1 protein-coding gene is annotated in these 2,969 nt (G+C 59.6%); it reads left to right on the forward strand.

Features of this window, described 5'->3' with window-relative positions; genetic code table 11:
• A partial coding sequence (locus ABX749_RS27955) for an alpha/beta hydrolase family protein (RefSeq protein WP_372898923.1) occupies positions 1-2,390 on the forward strand: 2,390 nt, incomplete at its 5' end.
• Positions 2,391-2,969 lie beyond the last annotated feature (579 nt).

Here is a 2,969-nt window from a genome sequence, read left to right on the forward strand (position 1 = left end):
ATCGCCGTGCCCCCATCGTCTTGCCCCCATCGTCTTGCCACTTCATGCCCATCCGCCTCGCACAATCCCCGCTATCGATCATCCTCTCCAGTCTGCTCCTGATCACCCTTGCCAGCGCCAACGATCTCTCCTTCACGATCGAGCGATCGACGGCCCAGCGTGGATTTGACGGGCAGACGTGCTGGGTCCATGCCCGCGCCGGAGCGATTCCCGCAGGCGTGAAAGGGAATGAATCGGATCAGCCATTGGTCGTGATGACGACGCAGAAGTTGCTGCTGACCGGTTCGGATGTTTTTTACCGACTGCATCAAACCACTTCGAACGACTTGGCCGCGACATGGACAGATTTAGCACCAATCGACGCGTTCGCCCGCGAGCGGGTCGGCGGAGCGTCAGACGCTCTGCCGACGGGTGCATCGATCGCACCCCAACTGCTTCAGCCGGGCGACGAAACCACCGTTTGCGATTTCCAACCGCAGTGGCATGCGGCCAGCCAACGCTTGCTCGGCATCGGCCAATCGGTTTGGTATCGCAACAACCGTGTGATGCATGTCCGCCCGCGCGGCATCGCCTACGCCGTCTACGAACCGTCGGCCAAACAATGGTCGAAATGGAAGACCGTCGACCTGCCCCGCGAACCCCGATTTCAAGATGCCGGATCGGGTAGTGTCCAACGCGTCGATCTGCCCGGCGGCGATGTGCTGGTGCCGTTCTACTTCAAAGAACCGAACACCAAGCAATACTCCGCTGCGGTTTGCCGCTGCCGGTTCGACGGCCAGACCCTGCACTTCATCAAAGTCGGCAACGCGTTGACCGTCCCGATCAAGCGGGGTCTGTACGAACCTTCGCTGACACGATTCGGTGGGCGTTTCTATTTGACCCTGCGAAACGACGATCGGGGCTACGTCAGCGTCAGCGATGACGGGTTGAACTTTGACCCGCCGCGAGCCTGGACCTTCGACGACGGCAGCGACCTGGGCAGCTACAACACCCAGCAACACTGGGTGACGCACAGCGACGGATTGTTTTTGGTCTACACGCGGCGCGGCGCGGACAACGATCATGTGTTTCGTCACCGCGCACCGTTGTTCATCGCCCGTGTCGACCCGGAAACGCTGTGCGTCGTCCGTGACAGTGAACAGGTCTTGGTGCCCGAGCGTGGCGCGCGGCTGGGCAATTTCGGCGTCGTCGACGCTTCACCGAACGAAACCTGGGTGACGGTGACCGAGTGGATGCAGCCGTTGGGCGTCGAAAAGCACGGCAGCGACAACAGCATCTTCGTTGCCAAGCTGAAATGGGATCGGCCCAATCGTCGCGAGATTGTTTCATCGGAACATCGCCGGCCGAACAACGAGTTACTCCCCTACACCGATCCTCCGAAAACCTATCAAGACGACTTCGGTGACTTTCGATCGCCGCTGGTGTTCGCCGATGGTTCCAAAGTCCAGACCGCCGAAGACTGGCAGCGCCGTCGCGCGGAAGTCCTGTCGACCTGGCAAGACGTGCTCGGCAAGTGGCCGCCGCTGATCACGGAACCTGACGTGGAAATGCTGGACTCTCGACAGCGCGAAACCTTCACCCAGCATCAAGTGCGTTTTCAGTGGACGCCGAATGAAAAGACGACCGGCTACCTGCTGGTGCCCGACGGCAAGGGCCCGTTCCCCGCAGCGGTCACGGTTTACTACGAACCGGAAACCGCGATCGGTGAAGGCAATCCGTATCGTGACTTTGCGTTACAACTCACGCGTCGCGGCTTTGTCACCCTGTCGATCGGCACCAGTGATGCCACCGCGGCAAAGACGTATTCGCTCTATCATCCATTGATCGACGATGCAGAGGTCCAACCGCTATCGATGCTCGGCTACGCGGCGGCCAATGCGTGGCATGTGCTGGCTAGTCGTCCGGAGGTGGATTCCAAACGGATCGGCATCGTCGGCCATTCGTTCGGCGGCAAGTGGGCGATGTTTGCGTCCTGCCTGTTCGACAAGTTCGCTTGTGCCGCCTGGTCCGACCCGGGAATTGTCTTCGACGAATCACGGCCGAGTGTGAATTACTGGGAACCATGGTATTTGGGGTATCACCCCAAACCTTGGCGAAACCGCGGCTTGATCACGGAGCAGAACCCGGCTCACGGTTTGTATCCGCAGTTGGTCAGCGACGGCCATGATTTGCATGAACTACATGCCTTGATGGCTCCCAGACCGTTCCTGGTCTCCGGCGGATCGGAAGATCCGATCAGCCGCTGGCAAGCGTTGAATCACTCCGTCGCGGTCAACCAAATTCTCGGTCACACCGATCGCGTGATGATGACCAATCGGCCCGATCATTCCCCGAACGCCGATTCCAACGAAATGATCTACCGGTTCTTCGAGCACTGGCTGAGACGCTAGGTCCTGTCCCGCAACAACGGTCAAGGAATGCGTATCGTGGATCGCTTTGTACGTCGAATGAACGACTGACGGGTTTGGCAAAACCATACAACGTCCCCCGGAAGACTCGGTTCACGGTTGCGTTCCCGTCGGACATCAATCGTTTATCAGCCGTTTGGCGCGGGACCTACGGCGCTCTTTGGTCACTGGCACGACCCCGACGGGGTCAAAGCGATTAGCCGGAGGTGAGCGCAGCGACACCTCCGGACGTCCGGCCCCTGTCGTGACGCGACCCCGAAGGGTGTCGAAGCAAATCACGCCTGAGCCCTCGGACCCGGTCTGCCGCCCCGCGTGAACGAGCCTCCCGATCAACTTTTTTGCAAACGCGATCTGCGGCACCGCCAGCGGATAGATTCGTTGCGACCCCGTCCGGGGTCGATGGGAATCTGCTGACGTGCTTCCCGGAGGTGGCGCTGCGCCTTAGGTTTGACCACATCTTTTTGTTTGCCGGCGGATGTGTCGAGTTGGCGCGGCTGTGAAACCAATTGTTGATCTTTGTAAATGAGTCAAGCTTGGTAAGGTTGATCTGGTAATTTGGCG

Source organism: Stieleria sp. (genome assembly GCF_041595215.1).
GTDB classification, from domain to species: Bacteria; Planctomycetota; Planctomycetia; order Pirellulales; family Pirellulaceae; genus Stieleria; species Stieleria magnilauensis.